This window comes from Snodgrassella alvi (genome assembly GCF_040741455.2).
In the GTDB taxonomy this organism is placed as follows: domain Bacteria; phylum Pseudomonadota; class Gammaproteobacteria; order Burkholderiales; family Neisseriaceae; genus Snodgrassella; species Snodgrassella alvi_E.
In genome coordinates, this window is record NZ_CP160328.2 from 52,500 (window position 1) to 71,196 (window position 18,697).

The window sequence follows — 18,697 nt, forward strand, 5'->3', positions numbered from 1 at the left end:
GTAGGAATTCAATTTAGTTCATATGAGCAAATTTGGTAATCATCTGCTAGTGATTTAAATTCGAAGTGCTGATTGGATCTGATGATTATTTTTTTGTCTTTGGTCACAAATATGGCACCCATATATTGATGTTTATCTAATTCTTTTATTCCTCGTTCTACTCCCAAGCCGTAAAGAATTGTGGAATAGATATCGCCAGTCAAGGAGTTGTCGGAAATGATAGTGACACTTTGCAGCTCATTGTCTAAAGGGTAGCCACTCTGAGGATCAATGATGTGGTGATACAGTTTTTCATTCAGGATGAAATAGCGTTCATAAATCCCAGATGTTACAACTGATTTATTTTGCAGATGCAGAATTCCCAGCAGGCTGTCTGCGGCGGCAAACGGGCGTTTTAGTCCGATATGCCATTGCTGATTGCTGGTGAGGGGCGAGCTTCCAATGGTTAATACATTACCGCCACAGTTGATTATGGCCTGATGGATGCCATAGCTGGCTAATACCAGTTTGGTTATATCTGCTATATAGCCTTTGGCAATGGCACCTAAATCTATTTCCATGCCGGTTCTGGTCAGAAAAACAGTATGATTTTTTTCGTCTAGTTTTATTAGCTCAGGATTAGCTAGGGTCAGCCGCTTAGCAATTTCTTCAGCAGGCGGGACGCTGTGGCCGTTAAAGCCGATTTTCCATAGTTTAACCAGTGGTCCAATGGCAAAGTTGAAACAGCTATGGGGAAGTAGGCTGGCCTGTTTGGCCTGACGGATTAAATCAAAAACTAGTTTGCTGACTGCTACCGGCTGTGAGCCGGCAGCATGATTGATGCTCATCACTTCTGAATGGTTTCTGTTGACGGTTAATCGTGTTTCTAAAGCCTGTATGGTTTGAAACACAGCTGATACTGCCGGCAGGTTTTCTACAAAAAGTTGTAGGGAAACTGTTGTTCCCATGAGCTGCTGGCTGTAGGTATGGCAGGTTTCTGACATGGTGATGAGCAAGGTAAATCAATAATTATAGGTCTTTTGCATAGGCAGCTGCCTGATCACCAGCCTGAATACCAAAAATAATGATATCGGCAATGGCGTTACCACCGATGCGGTTACCCCCGTGTACGCCACCAGCTACTTCGCCTGCTGCGTATGCGCCTTTAATAACTTGCGCATTGGTATCAAGTACTTCTGTATTGGTGTTGATAGTAACACCACCCATGGTATGGTGGATACCTGGTGCAATCGGAATTGCATAGAATGATGGCTGGTTTAAAGGATGGCGCATGCCGGTGGTGCGGCCGAAATCTTCGTCATGCTGCTGTTCGACAAAACGATTATAGCGTTCTACCGTATTGCTGAGGGTTTCCGGGTTAATATCCAGTTTTTCTGCCAGTCCAACTAAAGAATCTGCCTGTACAGCCAGTCCTTTGCCGATGTAGGTATCTGCTGCTTTATTTTCCTGACGTATTTGCTCATCGAATAATATATAAGCATAATGATCTGTAAGGGCGATGATACTGTTGGAAACTTTATCGCGTGTGTCTAGCTCGTTGACAAAGCGTTTGCCATGCCGTGATACCAGTATGGCACCACCGCCACGTATAGATTCTGAAATCAGATAGGCAGTTTTTTGTTCGACTGTGGGATGAATCTGTATTTCATTCATGTCAACGGTACCAGCGCCGATTTTCTGTAACAGGGCGATGCCTGAACCGGTAGCGCCTTTGTGGTTTGTGGTTACAAAATTTGCTAAGTCTGGTCGGTAATGTGTCACCATCTGCGCGTTGGCACCAAAACCACCTGTGGCTACGATGATTGCTTTGGTGCTGATGCGTTGTTCATTGCCATCTTCGTCATTCACTATTACTGCATTGATCCGTCCATCTTTTAGTTCGATATCGGTAACGGAGGTATCGAGCATCAGTTCGATACCGCGCTCATTGATGTTTTTCAATAAGCCGCTAATCAGAAATCCGCCTACGGCCGCACCATTATTTGGACGATGGGTGCGGTCTACGCTCATGCCGCCTGTGGTAGTTAGATTGTTTAAGCGGATTCCTTTTGCGTCCAGCCAATTGATAGCCGCCGGCGCATGTTCGACAAAGTAGTGTAATAGTTCAGGATTGTTTTTGTTTTTACCGCCTTTTAAGGTCTCGTTATAGAACCATTCTTTATGGTCGGTAATGCCTGCCTGTTGCTGGAACAGGGTTTCTGCGGCGTTCATGCCGGCTGAGGCTTTATTGGTATTGCCACCGGCAATTGGCATTTTTTCAATGATGACGACAGATGCACCTTTGTCGTGAGCTTCTATTGCTGCTGCCAGTCCGGCACCACCACTACCTACTACAACCACATCACAGGTTTTGTCGTCGCCATCGCCGCCTTCAACAATGCTGGCTACTTTGTAGGAGGTGGAAATGGCTTTTGTTACTGCTTTTTTAAAGGCATCGCACTGTGATGTGGCACCACTGATGGCATCGACATAAGGGCTGTTGGCGGCCAATATCCGCTCTTTGATTTCGTTGAAATTGCGAACGGATACGTGGTCTAGCTGTTCGGCATTTATAAGTGACATGTCTTTGATGAAATCTTCTCCCAGCTCTACATTGATAACGAATTTGTTTTCGTAGTCATCGCTGACTGTCTGCTGGTAGGTGCCGGCATGGAATTTTTTGGTGTTGATTTCTCGTACCATGCTATGGATAAGCGGAAAGCGCCATAAGGGCTCGGGTATGCATAGCTCGGTACGCTGATCGCTATTCATGGACAGTTGTAAATCATCGTATTGCTGTATACGATCTGCCCAATCTGGATAGGCAACGCATGCTCGTCCTGCAGCTATTAAATCATAGCCGTGTGCCATGGCTGTCTCTGCATCAGCCTTGTTTACTACATTACCTACGCCGATTACGGGTACTTTAGCCAGCGCTGCTGAACGCTGTTGAATGTATTTATCTATTAACGGTGTTTCGTCGTCAGTATCAATGATGGATGGACGTAAAGTCGCAGCCATGGAGAAATGGACATAGTCAAGACCGGTTTGTGCTAGTTTATCTAGTAAAAACAAGGAATCTTCAAAGGTAATCCCAGGTACTTCTAGCTCTTCTGGTGAGAAGCGGTAACCAATGATAAATTCTTTATTTGCATGTTCTTCTGCCATTTGCCGGCTGATTTCTAGTACCGCTAGCGGGAAACGGGTGCGGTTTTCACGGCTACCACCCCATTTGTCTTGTCGCTGGTTGGCATGAGGTGAGAAAAACTGTTGAATCAGATAAGTATTGGCGCCATGAATTTCAATGCCATCGAAGCCGGCGGCTATGGCTCGTCTGGCGGCATCGCCAAATTTTATAATCATGTCTTCCACTTCACCCGCGCTCATTGCTACCGGTACTGTGGCATTTGGTCGAGGAATAGCGATGGCACTGGGTGCTTTTGGTGTTTGGCCGCCGATAAGCTGAGGTTCCACCATGCGTCCGCCATGATAGATTTGTATAATTGCTTTAGAACCTTGTTCTTTGATAGCTGCAGCAAGCAGGCTCAGACCTTCGATGCAGTCGTCGTTATGTATGCCGATGGCGCCAGGAAAAGCCGGTCCCATGGTATCGACGAACCCGCATTCCACTATAACAGTTCCGATGCTGCCAGCTCGCTGGCGGTAATATTCAATTAGGTTGTCGGTAACCGTGCCATCATAGAATCCGCAGCATGTTGTCATTGGTGCCATGACCAGCCGGTTTTTCAGAATGGCCCCGTTGGGTAGGGTAAGCGGATTATATAGTGGAGAAGATGGGGTATTCATACGCATTATCAGTTAATCAGAATCAGTCTAAAATTAGAAATAGGCGCATGGTAGCGTAAACCTTTGTACTCTTCTATTGAGCAAAAGTAGTATATATAACAATGGCATATATTAAAGCTATTGTATTGATGATAATCAAAATTATGCGGTTAATTCTGGTAAAACTAAGCTGATTTTTGCTATGTAGATGCTCTTTCAACAGTGCTGTATTTGTGTATTTGGAAGTATGTTTTGAAGGTTAGAATGAACTTGGGTTGATAATAGCAGTTTGCTTTTAGGATGACATATTTATGCGTTTGTGCTTTTAGATTTTTATGGTTCAGAAATTAAGTTCGACCTATAAAATATTTAAAAGGTTAAATATAATCAGGTATTTGAATAGTCTAGTTTACTTGAGATGAGAGATGCTTAACTGTTGCTGGTGTAAAACGATTGTCTGATTAACGAATATTAACATTATTATTATAAGTGTTGAGCATGACGCTGCTCGTTACGCTCGGGTACAATCAGTTTTTTCTATTGAAATTTTTTACTCATGGCATCTCTGGAAACATGGATTGGTTTACGTTATTTACGGGCCAGGAAACGTAACGGGTTTATGTCATTCATTACCGCAGTGTCAATTGCTGGTATCGCACTCGGAGTTACTACTTTGATTGTGGTGCTGTCGGTGATGAATGGTTTTCAAAAAGAAATTCGTAATCAGTTACTCAGTGTCGCTCCGCATGCTGAAATGGGCTTTTATGAAAACAGTCTGGATCAGCATTGGCAGGATTTGCAAAAGTTAGTACAAGGGAATCCACAGGTGGTGGGCACGGCACCCTATGTAGCAGACCAAGCTTTGTTAGCCAATGCCGGCGAAGTACGTGGAGTGCAGATTCGCGGCATTGATCCCGCACTGGAAGGCAAAGTTGTGGATTATGGAGCCGGCATGCCCAAAAATGGTTTTGCTTCACTGAAACCTGATGAATTCGGTATTTTGTTGGGCAAGAATTTGGCAGAGGCGCTGGGTGCTAATATTGGAGACAAAATCACTGTTATCACGCCTGATGGAAATGTCACGCCAGCTGGCATGGTGCCGCGTCTGAAACAGTTTACTCTGGTAGGGGTAGTAAAAACCAAGATTTATGAAGTGGATAATACGCTGGCTTTAACCCATATTAGTGATGCTCAAAAGCTTTACCGGCTAGGAAATAATGTAAGTGGTCTAAGGTTGAAACTGGCTGACCCACAAAATGCACCAGATGTGATTCGCAAAATTGTGCCACCTAAATTACAGAATGAAATTTGGATTCGTGACTGGACTTTTCAAAACCGCAGTTATTTTGATGCAGTACAGATGGAAAAACGCATGATGTTTATTATTTTGCTGCTAATAATTGCGGTGGCTGCATTTAATCTGGTGTCTTCATTAGTGATGGCGGTAACTGAAAAGCAGGCAGATATTGCTATATTACGCACTCTTGGGCTTTCCCCAGCCGGTGTAATGCGTATTTTCATGATTCAGGGTGCGGTAGCCGGTTTTCTGGGTACTTTTTTCGGAACCTTGTTTGGTGTCACTCTTGGTTTGAATATTGGCCGCATTGTTGCCTTTTTTGAGCACCTAACTGGTAAACATTTGATTCCATCGCAAATCTATTTTGTTAGCTACCTGCCGTCGGATGTGGAGTTTACTGATGTTTGTACTATTGCGGTGATTTCTTTGCTACTGGCTTTTGTGGCTACGCTGTATCCGAGCTGGCGTGCTGCCAAAACTCAACCGGCGGAGGCATTACGTTATGAATAAGCCGGAATATGTGATTGAATGTGAACATGTCAGTAAAACTTATGATGATGGCCATTTACAGGTATCGGTACTTGATGATTTGAATTTCAAAATCGGGAGTGGCCGAAGTATCAGTGTGGTGGGCGCTTCCGGCAGTGGTAAATCCACTTTACTACATCTTTTGGGTGGCCTGGATACACCCAGCTCAGGCAGCATTCGCCTAATGGGGCGTGATATTACTGAGCTGAGTCAGAAAGCCATTGGTCAGCTGCGAAATCAGTATCTGGGTTTTGTATATCAGTTTCATCATTTGCTGCCAGAGTTTACATCGCTGGAAAACGTGATGATGCCTTTGTTGATTGGTCACATGCCCAAAGCACAGGCGGAAGAACAAGCGAGAGCAATGCTGGATAAAGTGGGTTTGAAACAGCGTTTGGCGCATCGTCCTGGTGAATTATCTGGCGGTGAGCGGCAGCGTGCTGCCATTGCTCGCGCTTTGGTTACTCATCCAGCCTGTATTCTGGCGGATGAACCTACAGGAAATTTGGATCGTAAAAATGCCAGTAATGTGCTCGATATGATGCTCGATTTGCAACATGAGCTAGGCACCAGTCTGGTAGTGGTTACCCATGATGATGAGCTTGCTGTACGTTTTGATGAGGTATTAACGGTATCAGATGGGAAATTAATACCTTTTGCAGCAAACTGAACCGTAGGGTTAATGGCTAATGATGGTTGCAGTGTATGGCAAATGAAATAACAGTGCAGGCAGGCTCTGAACAACCCGACCATCCGGCTCTGGCGGCAATGGCTCAGGTGCTGGGTACAGTTGTTCCGGCTGAATGGGCTGTGATGCAACCTTGGGCTAATGCACTGTTATGGGCGTTCAATCGGGGGGACAGTTATATTGTTGTTCCGCGCGAATACCGGACATCTGTCCGCAATTGTCGGATGCTGGTAGGGGCAGCCGGTGCGTATACGCCATTTGTTTTGCTGGATAATCATTTGTTTTCAGGCCGTATCTGGCAACTCGAGCAGGATATTGCTGAGAATCTGTGGAAACGCACAACAGTAAAATCTGTACCTTTAGATATGAGGGCTGTGGCTGTTGATCTGACTGAGTGGTTTCCGGATGCAGACAGTGCACAGCAGAGGTTTGCAGCGGCGCTGGCTCTATTACAGCATTTTGTGGTTATAAATGGTGGGCCGGGTACCGGAAAAACGACTACTGTTGCCAAAATTTTGGGATTGGTGCTCAAGCACGCATGGAAATTATCACGTCCGCCGCATATTGCTTTGGTGGCGCCTACCGGTAAAGCGGCAGCACATATGGCCAATGCCTTGCAGCGAGCTTTAAGTAAACTACCTTTGGATCAAGACAGTAGACGTTTGCTGGGACGGCTTGGCGGTCAAACTGTACACCGGTTGCTTCAGCTACAACCGCCTCTTTTAACAGGCCCTTATGATGCTGAGCATCCTTTACCGGTGGATATTCTGGTGGTGGATGAGTCCTCAATGCTGGATTTATCTTTGTTTCGGGCATTACTGCGTGCTCTGAAAGAGGATGTGCGTCTGATATTGCTTGGTGATGCTAATCAGCTTCCAGCTGTTGGTGCTGGTAATGTATTAGCAGAGTTGTCGCGGCCGACAGTATTGTCTCCTGCTCTAAAACAAAAGCTTACCACGCTGCTGCCAAATCAGATTCTGCCCGAAACCAGTAGTCAGGCTGGAATGGCAAGTCATGTGGCTACATTGAGTCACAGCTACCGTTTTGATGCTACGCAAGGTATCGGTGCTTTGGCGACTGCCTGTATTAAAGGTGATGATGAAAGTGCTATGAATGCCGTCCGCCGCTTTCCGGCACAGTTGCAGGTGCGTTCGGCTGATTGGCAGCGGATGTGTCATGATTTGTATGCTCTGCATCAGCCATGGTGGCAGGCCGTGGCCGATCATGATGTTGATGCAGTTTTTAGCCATCTAAATGATATTATGGTGTTGACAGCTTGGCGAGCTGATGCTGAAGGATTTAATCGGCATTACCGGCAGTTTTTGCGTAGTCGGCTGCATCTGAATACCGATAGCTGGTTTGCTGGTTTACCTATCATGATTACCCAGAATGATTATGCGGTGGGTTTGTATAATGGCGATATAGGTATCATTCTTCCTGATGAAAATCATTCTGGTCACCTGTGTGCCTATTTTAATGATGGTAATTCTTTTCGTTCGATGGTTCTCAGCCGTCTGCCTCCTCACGAAGATGCCTTTGCGATTACGGTACATAAAAGTCAAGGTTCGGAATATGATAGTGTGTGGTTTGTGGCTCCTCAGACTAACGCTGCAGCGGATGACCCACTGTTTAATCGAGCGCTTTTTTATACTGCTTTGACTCGTGCACGGGAGCAGTTTATTTTCTGTGGTACAGCCAGACAAATGGTTCAGGGAATTAAAAATAGCCAGCAACGACGCAGTGGGCTGGGTGCTGCTCTGGCTGGAAAAGTATTACAGCAGTCGCAATTGTCTTTATTTTAATTCTGCTACTAAATGTGAAATCAAATTATCTGGTTTGGTTTAGGTAACATTGACATTGTTAGTATTCATGCCTATCTGGCTGCATAAAGTAAATTCTGCTATCCTGTTTTTATCAAAAAATATGACAAAGATTGAATGATGCCAACACCTTTAATTGCCGTTATTGCTGCCATGCAGCCTGAGCTGGATTATTTACTAACTCAACTGGAAAAACGTCAGGATGATGTGGCTGGAGCAGTGCATTTTTATCTAGGTGAAATTAAGGGTGTGCGGGTAGTGCTGGCACTAAGCGGAATAGGTAAAGTCAATGCGGCACTGACAACGGCAATCATTATTGAACGATATGCACCTGATTATGTGATTAATACGGGAAGTGCAGGCGGTCTTAAAGCTGGTATGCAGATTGGTGATGTGGTGGTAGGACAAGAAGTAGCTCATCATGATGTCGATGTTACTGCTTTTGGCTATGAATCTGGTCAGGTACCACAGCTGCCACCTAGATTTAAAGCTAGTGAGCTTTTGGTTGAAGCAGCTACTTGTGCGGCGCAAGTATTCACTGGTGCACATATCCATACAGGCTTGATAGTCAGCGGAGATCAGTTTATTGGTACTGCCGAGCAGAACAGTGCCATCAAAGATAAATTTGCTGATGTGCTGGCGGTGGAAATGGAAGCCGCTGCCATTGCTCAGACCTGCTATCAGTTGCATATCCCGTTTGTCATCATCCGAGCCATTTCCGATAATGGTGACGCTAATGCTGCCATCAGTTTTGATGAATTTTTACAGCAAGCAGGCCAAAATTCTGCACGCATGGTAATTGATTTAATTACTTTAGGTCTGCAAAATAACCCTGAATGATATGTTAAATTAAGCGCTACAGGAAAGTGATGCCGGCTGTACATTAGTTGCCTGCATCGTTTAAGTATTTTGATGCTTAAAAATATAATGATAATGGGTTTGTTTCTTTGCTTTTTATAGTGAAATAAGCTAATAAATATTTAATATAGAGGATAATATTTTTGTGGAAAAAATGGCATATTTTAAATTTTCTAGCCATTGCTCATTTTCTGCTATCTTTTTTTCTGCTGGTGGAATTTGGGTACCGTAATTTTTACGAACAAATCCAAATCCATTTTAAAATGGATGCTCTAAGCCAATTTGCTGTGCTTGACACTAGCAGACACAACAAACAGATGTTTAAAATAAATCCGTTACTGGATTAACTATATTGATTGACTTTGTGGGTCACTCGCTTTTTAATAGCTTCTTTACAATCTCCGCTGATGCATGCATATGGCTGGTGACGCACGAGCTGACATTGTTGAAACCATCTTTTTTTAACCGGTAGTTTTTTTGTCAGGATGAAATTGTGTTCCAGTCGTTTTTTCCTAAGCCTCGTTGGTTTTTTTTGTCTGCCATTTTGTGGATTGGTTTAAATATTGCTCTCTGGTATACGGGAGGTAAGTCTGCTGGTGAATGGTTCGGCTTTCCGCAAGGCTATGCTGATAAGCCTCTGGCTATTGGCCTTTCTCGTTTTTGGTCGCCCGCTTTTGTATGGTTTTATATCTGGTTTGTGCTGGCTACGTTGGTATTCGCGGTTTTCTGGTCGGTGGTGGCACGCCATCCATGGCAGCGTTGGTCTATATGGGGTTCGGCATTAATTCTGTTTAACATCTGGTTTAATGTGCAGGTAAGTGTGGCGATTAATGCCTGGTATGGACCGTTCTGGGACATGATACAGAAGATGCTTAGCAGTGGTGGAGGGCCAATCAGTAATATTTATCAGAATATGCTGACATTTTTGCTGATTGCGATGGTTTCGGTGACTATGATTATGCTGAATGCTTTTTTTGTCAGCCATTATGTGTTTCGCTGGCGCACCGCGATGAACCAATATTATATAGACCACTGGCCAAAATTACATACAGTAGAAGGAGCCTCTCAGCGGGTGCAGGAAGATACAATGCGCTTTGCCACTATTGTGGAAGAATTGTGTGTCAGTCTGGTACGGGCTGTGATGGTGCTGATTGCTTTTTTACCGATTCTGTTTGAATTGTCGAGCCATGTACCTGTGCTTGCATTGATTGGTGAAATTAAATACTCGCTGGTTTGGGCGGCGATAGGCTGGTCTTTATTTGGTACGGTGCTGCTGATGGTGGTGGGGATTAAGCTACCGGGATTGCAATTCAATAATCAGAAAGTAGAAGCAGCTTACCGGAAAGAGTTGGTATATGGAGAGGATGATATTGCACGCGCCCAGCCAGCTACATTAAAAGAACTTTTTGAGCGGGTAAGGGTGAATTACTACCGATTGTATTTTCATTACGCCTATTTTAATTTGGTGAGTACATGGTACATGCAGTTGGATAATTTATTCGGTTTATTCATATTATCCCCTTCGATTGCAGCAGGCACTATGACTTTGGGGCTAATTAATCAGATTCTGAACGTGTTTGGCAATGTGCGTGATTCGTTCCAATATCTGATTAGTTCGTGGAAAACTATTATTGAGCTATTGTCGATTCATAAACGTTTGAAAGCTTTTGAATCGATATTAAATACTAAAAATTAATATTTATATTCTTACGTTATTTTGGCTATATGGTTTGCACATAAAACATCAAACCATCTTATATTGATTTTATATCAGGCAGAAGATTTATCTGGCAATGCTTACATATTTGCTGGCATTGAGTGCGGCAGACGTGTCAGGATTAGCGCTTATTGTATTGGCCGGAAAATTAGCTAATTATAATCTGATTCAGGCAGCAAATTGTTGAATGAGCCAATAGTCGTTGAGACTTTCGGAACTGATGCTCAGTAATCCAATGCAATTAATCTTTTGCCAATGGCGGATGCTGGCTGAAACTCACTGCTGATGATATATAAGGTATTGTTTTTATCCTGTAAAAATAGAGGAATTGCTTGCGGATGGTCATGACAGTACTGCTGATAGTCGTAGGTAGCAGTAATGTTGGTAATTTTTATCCGAGCCTGCTTGTTTAGCATGTTTTCCAGACGCCCGAATGTCACCTCTTTTTCAAACAGTTGGCGGGAAACAAACTGATGTTGTTTCTGGGCGCGAGCGGTTAAATGCTGTTCTTCGGCAAAACGGATACGATAGATATTCTGCTCGCCGAATTCATGCCGAAATTGGAGTTCACATAAGGTATTCAGTTCTTTATCGCGGCTGACGGCGAACAAATGGCCAATGCCAATTAGGTCTAGTTGTGTCTGTGCATTTTCTGATACCGGATTACCGAAATAGGTGCGAAGACCCTGCATGCGGGCACGGGCAATCTGTATGTAGTGATAATCGGCAACCAAAACATCGATATTCAGTTGTTTTAGGGTATTAGCCAGCATCAGGGCGACATCGTTGCTGCCAACAATCAGTACGCCGTTATTGGCTGGTTCGCGTACTTTCAAGATGATAGCAATTGTTTTTGCGCCCAGCCCCTGAATCAACACGGTACCAATAATAATTAGAAATACCAATGGTGCCAGTAGTTCTGTACCGGCTAAATGCTGGTGCTCTAAACGCATTGCAAACAATGAGGCAATCGAGGCTGCGACAATACCACGCGGTCCGATCCAGCTAATCATTAGTTTCTCCTGCACGCTTAAACCGGAGTGGATAGAAGAAAACCAAACGGCCAACGGACGTGCAACGAACATGGCAATCATCAGTAGCAACAATCCGTGCCAGCCAAGACCAAGTAGCGCAGCTAGGTCCATACGTGCCGCAAGAATAATGAATAATGTCGGAATGAAGAGTAAGGTAAGGGATTCGTTAAATGCCAGAATACTTTGACGAGGAAATTGGGGCCAGTTAGCTAGTGCAAGTCCTAAAATCGTTACCGTGAGCAAGCCGGATTGGCTTTCCAGATAGTTGGAAAAAGAGAACAGAATAAGTACAAATGCAAAGGTGACGACGTTGCGCATGTATTCCGGCAGCCAATAGCGTTTGATGGCATTAGCTAGAATTACAGCACCCAGCCCGCCACAGATTACAGCTACCAGCACAATTTTGCTAAAAAGCAGCAGTGAATTTTCGTGGCCGTTGGAAACTATGTACTCGTAGACGAGTACAACGGCAATGGCGCCGATGGGGTCGATGATAATGCCTTCCCAGCGCAGAATATTGGCAATCTTTGTACGTGGCCTGACGCTACGCAGCATGGGCGCAATAACGGTGGGGCCGGTGACACAGACGAGGGCTCCAAACAGTATAGCCACCCGTATGTCCAGTTTAAACAGCCAATAGGTAGCTAGTGATAATACTGCAATGGTAATGAGGGTGCCAAAGGTCACCAGATTTTGAACTACACGGCCATGCTGGCTGATTTCGTGAAATTGCAGCGTAAGGGCGCCTTCAAACAAGATAATGGCTACACCTAAAGAAATACACGGAAAAAGGAGGTCGCCCATGACTTTATCAGGCTGAAACCATCCCAGCACTGGTCCAATGATAATGCCAGTGAACAACAGAAACAGTACGGATGGTTGTTTCAGATACCACGCCAGCCATTGTGCACCTATGCCCAGTGCCAGTAATGCTGAAAACTGAAAGGCTATATCCATTATTTTATATGTGTTGTTTGGTAGTTTCTATTTTGCCACAAACTGTTCCCTCTATTATTTTTTTTCATTATCAATAGCTGTTAGAGTGGCATGCAGTTAGGATCTTAGCTTAGGAATTTGTATCTAAGTTCATTTTAGTGTTGATAGGTAAATGATGTTGGAAATTTATAATCAAATCTTATGTTTATATTAATATCTATTTACAAATGTGATAAATTGGTGGCTAAGATAGCTGAATCGCTGCACAATTAAGCTTCTTTAGAATGGGGATTAAATATATTCCAGAGGGTCTGCGAGTGTAGTTAATGCCTGACCGCTGCACAAATATTTGTTTTATTTTAAATAAAATGTGTGCGTAATCATGGAGACGTTATGAATACACGTATTGAACATGACAGCATGGGTGAGATCGCTGTATCTGAAAATGTTTATTGGGGAGCGCAAACTCAGCGTAGCCTGCAAAATTTTGATATCGGTGGTGAAACTTTGCCGCCAGCCATGATTCAGGCCATGGCTTTGGTAAAAAAGGCAGCTGCATTGACCAATCAGCAGCTCGGACGCATCAGTGACGAATGTGCCGGACTGATTGTACAGGCGGCAGAACGTGTTCTGGCTGGCGAACTGGCAGACCAGTTTCCTCTGGTTGTGTGGCAGACTGGTTCTGGTACGCAGAGCAATATGAACATGAATGAGGTTCTGGCTAATGTGGCTAACGAAATTGCCGGACAGCCTCGTGGTAGCTACAAACCAGTGCATCCAAATGATCATGTGAATCATGCTCAATCTACCAATGATTCATTCCCGACAGCCATTCATGTGGCTACAGCTATCCAAATTAATCAGCATTTGTTGCCAACAGTAAAAGCATTGAGAAACACATTGGCGGCTAAAGCTGAAGCCTTCAAAGATATAGTTAAGATTGGCCGTACACATTTGCAAGATGCAACACCGCTGACATTAGGACAGGAATTCAGTGGCTATGTTAGCCAGTTGGATCATGGTCTGGAACGTTTGCAGCAGGCATTGCATTGGTTGTATGAGTTACCATTGGGCGGTACTGCTGTGGGTACTGGCTTGAACAGCCATCCGGAATATGCGGTAAAAGCGGCAGCAAAACTAGCGGAACTGACCGGTTTACCATTTGTAACTGCACCAAATAAATTTGAAGCACTTGCTGGCCGTGACGCTGTGGTGTTTGCTTCTGGTAGCCTGAAGACACTGGCAGTAAGTCTGAACAAGATTGCTAACGATATCCGCTGGCTGGCCAGTGGCCCGCGCTGTGGCATTGGTGAAATTACTATTCCAGCCAATGAGCCTGGCTCAAGTATTATGCCGGGTAAAGTGAATCCTACTCAGTGTGAGGCTATGACGATGGTCGCAGCACAAGTAATGGGTAACGACACGACGATTACAGTAGCCGGTGCGTCCGGTAACTTTGAGCTGAATGTGTTTATGCCTGTGCTGGTGTTTAATATTCTGCAATCAGTTCGCTTATTGGCAGATGCATGTAATAGTTTTAATCTGCGTTGTGCGGAAGGTATTGAGCCGGTACGTGAGAAAATTGATGCCAATTTGCATCATTCACTAATGCTGGTTACAGCTCTGAACCGCCATATCGGCTATGAAAAAGCTGCTAAAATAGCCAAAACTGCCTATGCGCAAAATACCAGCCTGAAACAGGCTGCTATTGAACTGGGTTTCCTCACTGCCGAAGAGTTTGATGAGTGGGTGATTCCTGAAGATATGATTGCTCCGCATTAATTCAGAGTAATTAAATAGCCACATTGTCTCGGAGATAATGTGGCTATTTTGTTTTGTAAGTGCTTGTAGATTATTTATTACTACTAATGTAATGAAAAGCTTAATGTTGTTCGTTGTCGGCGTCTTTTAATAAACGAGCTTCGACACGTACATAGTGCTGTTTATCTAACAGTTGCAGCCGCACTCCGGTGGTATCGTTGATGATACGCCATGAATTAACGAAACCGAGGGTACCGGTACCGGTGCGTTCATCTTCGATGTTGGCACACATTTTATCGATACCGAACGGTTGGCTTAGATGCAGAGTGTGGCGAAAATCTCGGTAGTTACCTTGGATATGATTACAGCCAAAAAAAGCATAATATTGGTGTGTATTTGGGTCGAAACGGATTCGAGCGCTGGTATCCGGAGTAGGCTCACCATTTAAAGTACGAATTTGCCAGTTACCGGACAGATAACGGGTATTGGGTTTGTCTGCAATGGCACAGGCACTAACCATTAACAGGGCAGTCACGGTAGCCAGAATCAGTTTCAGCTTTTTCATTTGTTTAATTTCGTTAATTTATACAGCTAAATAATTTTAATTTAGCCTATAATTTTAGCATTTTTATTTAATTTTGTCAGGTTAAGCGCATTATTGTTGGGATTCGTGCTGTTGTTTGTATAAACGCAGCCATTCCTGTGCCTCTGCTTTTTGCTTTTCATTTCCATACTGGAAATCACGCATGGCGCGGCGGTAGCTGGCCTGTTGCTGAGCTTTGGCAATCTGCTGTTGCTGAAATGAATCGTGATTATCCGGCACACGTCGTTGCTGCTGCTGAGTATGCGCTTTAGCCATGGCTTTGGCAATCAGAGCCGCTGGATTGATGTTGCTTGCTGAATTTAATTTAGTTGTTGTGGCTGTGGTTTTCTTCTGCCGTGCCTGTAATTGCTGTTGTTTTTGTTTTTGTAGACGATGCAAGCGTTCGTTACGGTGTTGGAAACGGGTATGAGCCTGTTTAGCAGCGGCAAAGCGCTCATTTTGAATGTCTTCAGTTAAAAGACGAGAGCGGGGTAACCATTGGTCTGCTACTGGCTGCATATGGATACAGTCTACCGGACAGGGGGGTAGACATAATTCACATCCACTGCATTCGCTGGTAATAACGGTATGCATTTGCTTGGTTGCACCAAAAATGGCATCTACTGGGCAGGCTTTGATACAGGCGGTACACCCAATACATTCGTCTTCATCAATGATGGCTATAGCCTTAGGCTGCTGAGCTTTATTGGTGTCAGCAGGAGGGATCACCGGTACATTGAGTAATTGCGCCAGATCACAGATAACTGCCATTCCTCCCGGTGTACACAGATTAATGGCTGCCTCGCCTCGGCTTAATGCCTGTGCATAAGGGGCACAGCCCTGATAGCCACATTGCCTGCACTGGGTTTGTGGTAATAGCCGGTCGATGTGTTCTGAAGCAATAAACATAATAAAACTGATTAAACGAATACTAATTAAAAATCAATTTTAACATACTGGTTGTTGTGCCAATTTGCAGCAGGGTGCTGACTGACCGTTAAAAAAATTATACTTGTTTCGAGAAATAAGTCCAAGTATCAATGATGGGTATCAGTGTTTCTAGCTGGTGTCCAGCCGCCACCCAATGCCTGATATAGTGAAACCTGTGCGTTCAGGTAATCCGCTTTACTCTGAATTAGCTGACTTTCTACACTGAGTAAATTGCGCTGACTATCCAGTACGTCTAAGTAAGGTGAATATCCGGCATGATAGCGGTTGCTAGCGTGATGTAGAGCACTTGCCAGTGCTTTCTGCTCCATTTCCAATGCTTGTTCCTGTTCTTGCAGACGGTAGCTAGCGGAGAGCTGGTCTTCCACTTCTTTTAGCGCTGTGAGCACGGTTTTTCGATAATTCCATGCAGCTTCGTTGCGTCTGGCTACATTCAAATCAAAGTTGGCCTTGATACTACCGCCTTCAAAGATGGGTGCCAGTATACTGCCGCCTATACTCCAGACGTTTACCGGTTCTTTAATCGGAGCAGTGGAAAAAATACGGCCAAAAGCAGCACTGATTTTCACTGACGGTAGAAACTGTGCTCGCGCTGAAGCTAGATTGGCATCGCTGGCAGCCAGTAATAATGAGGATTGAACTATATCTGGACGATTCTGCATCAGTTCAGACGGCAGCATGTCAGGAATGGCCGGTGCTTGCAGTTGGGATAATGGTAAACCACGCTCAATGGTGCGGCTGCTGGAGCCAACCAGCATACTCAATGCATGTTCTTGCTGGCTGATACTCGATTGGACTACCGGAATCTGCTGCAATGTGGCGGCATACTCTGCTTGTGCCTGATTTAGCTCAAGTTTGGATGTATAACCAACATTGGCTTTGGACTGGGCAATTTTCAGTTCGCGCTGTCGTGCATCTAATGTTTTTTGTAGCAGATTGAGTTTTTCATCCAGAGCTCGTAGGGTAATATAGGATTTCACTGTGGTACTGATTACACTCAGGCGTGTGGCAGCTTCGGCCGTTTCAGTGGCTTGTCGGTTTAAACGGCCAGCCTGAAAGGTATGGCGGTTTTTACCGAATACATCCAGTTCATAGGCGGCCTGAAAACTGGGCTGTTCTACTCGTGTTAAAGTGGCCACTCCAAACGCATTCAGACTTTTCTGGCGGGTGGTGCCACCGCTGGCCTCCAGTGTGGGTAGCAACGAGGCGCGCGAGGCGTGTTCCTGAGCTAGTGCTTCCTGAACACGGGTCTGAGCCAGAGCTAAATCAATATTGTTTGTTAGAGCTTCATTGATGAGCTGATCCAGCACAGGGTCATTCAGCTGTTTCCACCATTGAGCATCTGCGTTCTGACTAGTTGGTGTGGATTGTTCGTGCCAGTAAGCGGGGGCTTGTACTCGTGCTGTGGCCGGTACAGCCGGTATACGAGGAATACAACCGTTGAGGCCGATAGCCATAGCCGTAAGTATGGATAACTTAATCAATTGGGCGTTCATGCTTTCACCCTAGTGGTATCAATACTGACTACTACCGACATGCCGGGACGCAGGCGTTCAAATAGTTCATTATGGTTATCGATACGGATGCGTACGGCAATGCGTTGCGGTACTTTGACAAAGTTGCCAGTGGTGGTATCAGGTTTGATGGCGGAAAATTCACTGCCTGCAGCTGGTGAGATTTTTTCCACTGTGCCTCTGATTTTGGCGCCGTTTAATGCGTCTACGGTAAACCATGCTGGCTGGCCAACTCGAATATTGGCTGTCTGAGCTTCTTTGAAATTGGCCACTACCCATTTGCGTGCCGGTACCAGAAACATTAATTGTGTGCCTGCATTTACTAGTTGGCCATTTTTAACGCTGATTTCACTTAGACGGCCGTTTTCCGGAGCTCTCACTACCGTATTGGACAGGTCAATCTGTGCCAGACCTAGCTGGGCATGTGCATTATCCACATTGGCTTTCAGGCCGCCCTTATTGACATGGGTGCTTTTCAGGTCTTCCTGAGCAACGCGGTACTGTGCTTTGGCTTCTGCAACGCCGGTTTGTGCCTGTTTTAATGCGGCACGTGTCTGGTCACGCTCACGCAAAGACAGAGAGCCGTCTGCCACCAGTACATTTACCCTTGCCATATCGGCCTGTGCTTTTTCCAGCTGAGCCTGTGCATTGGCTATATCTGCTTCTCTGGCAACCAGATTGGCTTCTTTGATACGGCGGTTTTGTTCGTAATTAGCTAGGGAGCTATCTTGCAGACCAATTCCGGCTTCCGCAGCCGCTACTTTCTGTTTATAGATGCGATCATCTATCTGAATAAGTGGCTGACCAGCTTTTACTTCGTCAAAATCCTGTACATATACTTTGGTAACATAGCCGGTGACCTGTGGGCTAATGATAGTAGTCTGGCCTCGTACATAAGCATTATCGGTAGAAACCATGGAATTGCGAAATGGTGGCAATTTCCATGCGCGTAAAATCATTAGTACACCCAGCATCAGCACCAGTACCAGCATAGCGGTGACAAACCATTTGCGTTTAGGTGGCTGCCACTGATTGGCTGATGGCTGAGTGGGTGACGTATTATTCTGGCCGGCGGCCGCAGCACCGTTGTTTTGATTTGAACTGGTCTGTTTGTCACCGGTCTGTGCTGATGAAGAGGCGCTGCCTAAATTTTGGGTGGCAGATGCCGAGTTTTCAGGCTTGTTTGTTTCGGTATCCGGTTTTTGTCCAGATGTGTTTTGTGGTGTGTTTGTCATTATTATCCTAAAT

13 protein-coding genes are annotated in these 18,697 nt (G+C 44.9%); 6 read left to right on the forward strand and 7 right to left on the reverse strand.

Annotated features, from left to right (window positions below):
• Positions 1-8 precede the first annotated feature (8 nt).
• Complete coding sequence (locus tag ABU615_RS00240) at positions 9-983, reverse strand: FAD:protein FMN transferase (RefSeq protein ID WP_267390141.1); 975 nt, start codon at positions 981-983, stop codon at positions 9-11.
• A gap of 25 nt (positions 984-1,008) precedes the next feature.
• Positions 1,009-3,786, reverse strand: a complete 2,778-nt coding sequence (locus tag ABU615_RS00245; RefSeq protein WP_367488792.1) for a flavocytochrome c — start codon at positions 3,784-3,786, stop codon at positions 1,009-1,011.
• A gap of 535 nt (positions 3,787-4,321) precedes the next feature.
• Between ABU615_RS00245 and ABU615_RS00250 the strand changes: the two genes are divergently transcribed.
• The 5 genes from ABU615_RS00250 to sbmA all read left to right on the forward strand — a co-directional run bounded on the left by ABU615_RS00250 (position 4,322) and on the right by sbmA (position 10,652).
• Complete coding sequence (locus tag ABU615_RS00250) at positions 4,322-5,572, forward strand: lipoprotein-releasing ABC transporter permease subunit (protein ID WP_367488789.1); 1,251 nt, start codon at positions 4,322-4,324, stop codon at positions 5,570-5,572.
• A complete protein-coding gene (gene lolD, locus ABU615_RS00255; protein WP_370388968.1) occupies positions 5,565-6,260 on the forward strand; it encodes a lipoprotein-releasing ABC transporter ATP-binding protein LolD in 696 nt (231 codons plus the stop codon). Before ABU615_RS00250 ends, lolD begins: the two co-directional genes overlap by 8 nt.
• 35 nt (positions 6,261-6,295) lie before the next feature.
• Positions 6,296-8,080: an exodeoxyribonuclease V subunit alpha gene (gene recD, locus ABU615_RS00260; protein WP_370388969.1), complete on the forward strand. Its 1,785-nt coding sequence runs from the start codon at positions 6,296-6,298 to the stop codon at positions 8,078-8,080.
• A 138-nt stretch (positions 8,081-8,218) separates the two neighbouring features.
• Positions 8,219-8,938, forward strand: coding sequence for a 5'-methylthioadenosine/adenosylhomocysteine nucleosidase (locus tag ABU615_RS00265; protein WP_370388970.1), 720 nt, complete (start codon positions 8,219-8,221; stop codon positions 8,936-8,938).
• Between the two features lie 511 nt (positions 8,939-9,449).
• Complete coding sequence (gene sbmA, locus ABU615_RS00270; protein ID WP_323811343.1) at positions 9,450-10,652, forward strand: peptide antibiotic transporter SbmA; 1,203 nt, start codon at positions 9,450-9,452, stop codon at positions 10,650-10,652.
• A gap of 245 nt (positions 10,653-10,897) precedes the next feature.
• Here sbmA and ABU615_RS00275 read toward each other — a convergent pair whose 3' ends face one another.
• Complete coding sequence (locus tag ABU615_RS00275) at positions 10,898-12,664, reverse strand: cation:proton antiporter (RefSeq protein ID WP_370388971.1); 1,767 nt, start codon at positions 12,662-12,664, stop codon at positions 10,898-10,900.
• 372 nt (positions 12,665-13,036) lie between these two features.
• Between ABU615_RS00275 and fumC the strand changes: the two genes are divergently transcribed.
• A complete protein-coding gene (fumC, locus tag ABU615_RS00280; protein ID WP_100140021.1) occupies positions 13,037-14,425 on the forward strand; it encodes a class II fumarate hydratase in 1,389 nt (462 codons plus the stop codon).
• Positions 14,426-14,525: 100 nt separating this feature from the next.
• Here the strand turns inward: fumC and ABU615_RS00285 are convergent, their stop codons facing one another.
• From ABU615_RS00285 to ABU615_RS00300, 4 genes are all read right to left on the reverse strand, one after another.
• Complete coding sequence (locus ABU615_RS00285) at positions 14,526-14,969, reverse strand: META domain-containing protein (RefSeq protein WP_267390149.1); 444 nt, start codon at positions 14,967-14,969, stop codon at positions 14,526-14,528.
• A 90-nt stretch (positions 14,970-15,059) separates the two neighbouring features.
• Positions 15,060-15,896 carry an RnfABCDGE type electron transport complex subunit B gene (locus ABU615_RS00290; RefSeq protein ID WP_367488777.1) on the reverse strand — a complete coding sequence of 279 codons (837 nt, stop codon included), beginning with the start codon at positions 15,894-15,896 and terminating at the stop codon, positions 15,060-15,062.
• A 128-nt stretch (positions 15,897-16,024) separates the two neighbouring features.
• Entirely contained in the window at positions 16,025-17,431 is a 1,407-nt protein-coding gene (locus ABU615_RS00295) for an efflux transporter outer membrane subunit (RefSeq protein WP_370388972.1), read from the reverse strand.
• The gene (locus ABU615_RS00300) at positions 17,428-18,684 is read right to left on the reverse strand and encodes an HlyD family secretion protein (protein WP_370386385.1); all 1,257 of its coding nucleotides are present in this window, start codon (positions 18,682-18,684) and stop codon (positions 17,428-17,430) included. Before ABU615_RS00300 ends, ABU615_RS00295 begins: the two co-directional genes overlap by 4 nt.
• Positions 18,685-18,697 lie beyond the last annotated feature (13 nt).